This is a genomic window from Escherichia sp. E4930 (genome assembly GCF_005845405.1).
Taxonomy (GTDB): Bacteria; Pseudomonadota; Gammaproteobacteria; order Enterobacterales; family Enterobacteriaceae; genus Escherichia.
Genome location: NZ_VCDZ01000060.1, coordinates 1 through 4,047 on the forward strand (window position 1 = coordinate 1; position 4,047 = coordinate 4,047).

The following is a 4,047-nucleotide window of genomic DNA, read 5'->3' on the forward strand; positions in this document are numbered from 1 at the left end:
CCGCCTTTGGGTTTTCGTTTGGTTTCCGTTGTCCCTGCAATAGCAGAAATTGGACCCTGCCATTCTTCCGGGTCAAGCCCCACAGAACTGATGTAGTCAAATACCTGTTGACATTTAGTTTCCAGTTCCTTACGTTCAGCCGCTTTTCGTTCAGCATCTTCACGGCGTCTTCAATAACAGCGTTGAGCTTTTCCTGCATGTCGAGTAATTGCTCAAAATAAACTCCGCGTACATACATGCGTAGTGAACGAATATTCGTCATTGTTCGACTGATGATGCTGTATTCTTCTTCTTTAGTCAGTTTGCACATAATTCCCCCCTCTTTTGCAATAAACGTGTTTTCTCTGGTGGGTTGATTACCCAGTCTTTTTTACTGTGTCTGACATTTTGTACTGTGGTGCAGTTGTAATGCAAACCTTCCGGGCTTTTGGGACACAGCATTTCAGTCCTGGCTCCATCATTACCATTTTGTTGATTCGAAACGAAAACCCTCATCAATATCGATCGATTTTGCCGATCGATATGATCGTATCGATCGGTTGTAACCATTTTACCCTATCTTTTTCATGGTTTTAAAATAGGCAACCTTTTTTGTCGGGTAGGGTAAGAACCAACGGAGATGATTGAAATGAAGAAGGTTATTGCGGTTTCAGCGCTTGCAATGGCAGGCATGTTTTCGGCCCAGACTCTGGCTGATGAGAGCAAAACAGGCTTTTATGTGACCGGTAAAGCCGGTGCTTCTGTTATGTCACTTTCAGACCAACGTTTCGTTGAAGGTGAAGGGGCATGGGCGGATAAATACAAAGGCGGTGACAAAAGTGATACGGTTTTTGGCGCAGGCCTTGCGGTGGGATACGATTTTTATCAGCACTACAATGTGCCGGTGCGTACTGAAGTGGAGTTTTATGGCCGCGGTAACGCTGAATCAAAATATCGTCTGAGTTATTGGGAAAGTGCCGGTGGCGCCGAGTTTGATGATGCACAGAACAAGCTCAGTGTAAACACGCTGATGCTGAATGCGTATTATGATTTCAGAAACAGCAGTGCATTCACGCCATGGATATCTGCTGGTCTGGGTTATGCACGGGTTCATCATAAAACTTCGTACATATATACCGATAACAGCCCGGCAGGCAGTGAAGTATATTCAACTTCAGCGTCAAAATACGAAAACAACCTGGCATGGAGCTTTGGTGTCGGTGTTAAATACGATGTGACGCAGGATTTCAGCCTTGACCTCAGTTACCGGTATCTGGATGCAGGGGATTCCACTCTGACTTATAAAGATGAGGATGGCGCTAAATATAAATCCTCTGTTGATGTCAGAAGTAACGAGTTTATGTTAGGCGCAACATATAACTTCTGACAGCCATTTCTGCCTGCGCTTTTGGACACAGTAAAGTGCAGGTATGACAAATCAATAACAGATATCCTGATGATATTCTCCCTCTGGCAACTAATAATTTCAGATGAATGAAATATAAATAGAGCAAAAATATTACTCTCGTTGATTTTTTACAGGGGGCAGGTAGCGCGCAGTATGGTTGTCAGTCTGTTAAATGAAAAAGGACTGTTGTTGGGACATGTTGTTTTTTGCTATATCAGCTCTTCCGGAAACAATAAACCTTATTACGAAAGAGGCACCTGGGATATCCGGTTTAAAGTTTGATTATAATCAAATAAAAATTTGTTGCCGGAGGGCGTAGTTTTGTGGAACTGACAAATGATGTCAGGAGTATTTATATAATTCACTTACACGAGAGTAATACTACAGGCGCAGTGATTTATGGCTGACTCAACGAGAAATCGCTCAGCGGAGCGTTTGATTGATATCCTTGTTGAATTACAGAATTATGGTGTGGTCAGTCGCCATAATTTGATGAAAAAATACAACATCACTGAGCGAACAGCATATCGTGATCTGAATATGCTTTCTCCCTTTATTGAAGCCTGTGGCGATGGAAAATACCGGCTTATTTCGGCAAGAGCAGGAAACCAGAGCAAAGAATCACTGCACAAATCTCTGGCCAGGTTACTGGATACTGATGCGATTTTTCCTGAACGGGATGAAGGTTTCTGGCAGAAATTAGAAAACAGGGCAACCGAAAAGCATATTCGTGTTCAGTTTCATAACCCTGAGCACACCATCAGGGATGATTTAAGAAAATATCTTGATGTTCTTGAAAAAGCGATCTGCAACAGTAATGTTTGCCAGATTGCATATGCCGGTAAGACCAGAATCGTTCATCCCTATAAATTAACTAATCAGAGAAGTATATGGTATTTGCTGGCTACTGAAGAGAACAAGTTAAAGTCTTTTTCATTAGCTAAAATAAAATGGCTGGATATAAAAAAAGAAAAGTTTGCAAAGAGTGAGGAAATACAGTCACTGATAAGTGAGTCATGTGACCCGTGGGTGAGCGACAAAACATTTGATGTAGTGTTGTTCATTCACTGTAATATCGCCCATTATTTTTTGCGACGGGACTTACTTCCTTACCAGCAATTGCTACACAGACATGATAATGGCATTACGCTGTCATGCAAGGCTGCACATAAAAATCAAATTATCCCGTTGATTTTATACTGGCTACCGAATGTTGAAATTATTGAACCAGTATGGCTGAAAGAAGCCGTGTTAACAATGTTAGGAAAATACCTCACCGCTGAGAATGTTTCCTGAAATATTTCAGTTGACTGATGATAAAGCAACCTGTACAGGAGGAAAAGAATGGCGTTACCTTTCATTATTTTGGGTGTGGCTGCCGGCGCTGTGGCATTCGGCGGAAAAAAGGCTTACGATGGATATCAAAAAAAGTCAGAAGCAGAGGATATCCTCGGAAAAGCAAAAGAGCGTTACGAGGAGCATAAAGGAAAATTTGAGCAGGCTGAAGCTCAGACATCATCAAAATTAACAACGCTCGGAAATAAAGAGCTTGAGATTGGTAAAGATTTCAGTGAGTTCGACAGGATTGCTGCTGAGCTCCTGGCGCGTCTGGAAAAAGAGGGCAATAAAGACCTGAAACTGAGTGTTCCGCAACATAACATCAATAAGATTCAGAACCTGGCCATTTCAGCGACAGAATATCTCAGTACGGTCGTTGCTGCCGGAGTTTCCGGGGCTGCTGCGGGTTTTGCTGTGTATAGCGGAGTGATGGCATTTGCTGCGGCTTCCACAGGTACACCCATTGCAGCGCTTTCTGGTGCCGCGGCTTATAACGCGACGATGGCGGCAATTGGAGGGGGCTCTCTCGCGGCAGGGGGCATGGGAATGGCCGGCGGCGCAATGGTATTAGGCACCGCAGTGGCTGCACCGTTGATTGTCATTGCGGGCTGGGCTTACGACAGACATGCGACGAAAGCTCTTGAAAATGCCCATCAGTGTGCCTGCAAAGTTGAACGGGCAGTTAAGAAAATGAATCTGGCCCGGGAGCATTTTGCAAAAGTTAATCAATACGTTGATGAAATTCTCGCTGCGCTGAACAGAATGCATGCTGTATTTATTAAACACTATTTTGAGCCGCTTAAATCCATGCATTCTGTTATTACAGAACAACAGGATATCAGTGTATCAGATGAAATCATTATGCTTATTGACCATGGATATTCACTGGCCGCTATTATGACGGATATTATTACAACGCCACTGTTTAAACCGCGGAAACAGGAAAATGGTGAGGCTGTGATAAAAGATAACGTTATTGAAATGGAAAAGGATGATAATGGAATGAATGTTATTAATAAGGAAGAGCTGGATGATGTACTGGCCAGTTCGGTTGTGAAATTTGATGATTTTTCATCCCGGAGTTAATGATTTACCGGGCGTTAAAGCCCGGCTTTACAAGAAGTGAAATAACATGAATGTGGAAAAATTTGACTGGACAGAAGAGTTACATCAGACCATGGTGAAGAGCCTGGTTACATCATTCGGGCTGGATTTTCTGTTGCTAAATGATCGTAAGGGTGGTGATGTTGACACTATCCATAATGTGCGTAATGGCATTTATGCCACGGAGGCTGAGCGACAGCGGTATGAAGGTCGTGGCG

The 4,047-nt window shown here is 43.1% G+C and carries 3 protein-coding genes and 2 pseudogenes; 4 read left to right on the forward strand and 1 reads right to left on the reverse strand.

Annotation, left to right across the window (positions count from 1 at the left end; all coding sequences use genetic code 11):
• Positions 1 to 310 (reverse strand): annotated as a pseudogene (locus FFT88_RS24860) (DNA-binding protein); the annotation flags it as partial.
• Positions 311 to 628: 318 nt separating this feature from the next.
• Here FFT88_RS24860 and FFT88_RS24870 point away from each other — a divergent pair.
• From FFT88_RS24870 to FFT88_RS24885, 4 genes and pseudogenes are all read left to right on the forward strand, one after another.
• Entirely contained in the window at positions 629 to 1,366 is a 738-nt protein-coding gene (locus FFT88_RS24870) for an OmpW family outer membrane protein (RefSeq protein ID WP_135405945.1), read from the forward strand.
• Between the two features lie 420 nt (positions 1,367 to 1,786).
• Positions 1,787 to 2,683 (forward strand): WYL domain-containing protein, encoded by an 897-nt coding sequence (locus tag FFT88_RS24875; RefSeq protein WP_135405944.1) that lies wholly within the window; start codon positions 1,787 to 1,789, stop codon positions 2,681 to 2,683.
• A 48-nt stretch (positions 2,684 to 2,731) separates the two neighbouring features.
• Complete coding sequence (locus FFT88_RS24880; RefSeq protein ID WP_135405943.1) at positions 2,732 to 3,811, forward strand: chemotaxis protein; 1,080 nt, start codon at positions 2,732 to 2,734, stop codon at positions 3,809 to 3,811.
• 46 nt (positions 3,812 to 3,857) lie between these two features.
• Positions 3,858 to 4,047: pseudogene (locus FFT88_RS24885) on the forward strand (cobalamin adenosyltransferase); the annotation flags it as partial.

What these genes read in the sequence shown, in the direction of transcription:
- FFT88_RS24870 (WP_135405945.1), top strand. Translation starts at nt 629, where the DNA reads ATGAAGAAGGTTATTGCGGTTTCAGCGCTTGCAATGGCAGGCATGTTT.
- FFT88_RS24875 (WP_135405944.1), top strand. Translation starts at nt 1,787, where the DNA reads ATGGCTGACTCAACGAGAAATCGCTCAGCGGAGCGTTTGATTGATATC.
- FFT88_RS24880 (WP_135405943.1), top strand. Translation starts at nt 2,732, where the DNA reads ATGGCGTTACCTTTCATTATTTTGGGTGTGGCTGCCGGCGCTGTGGCA.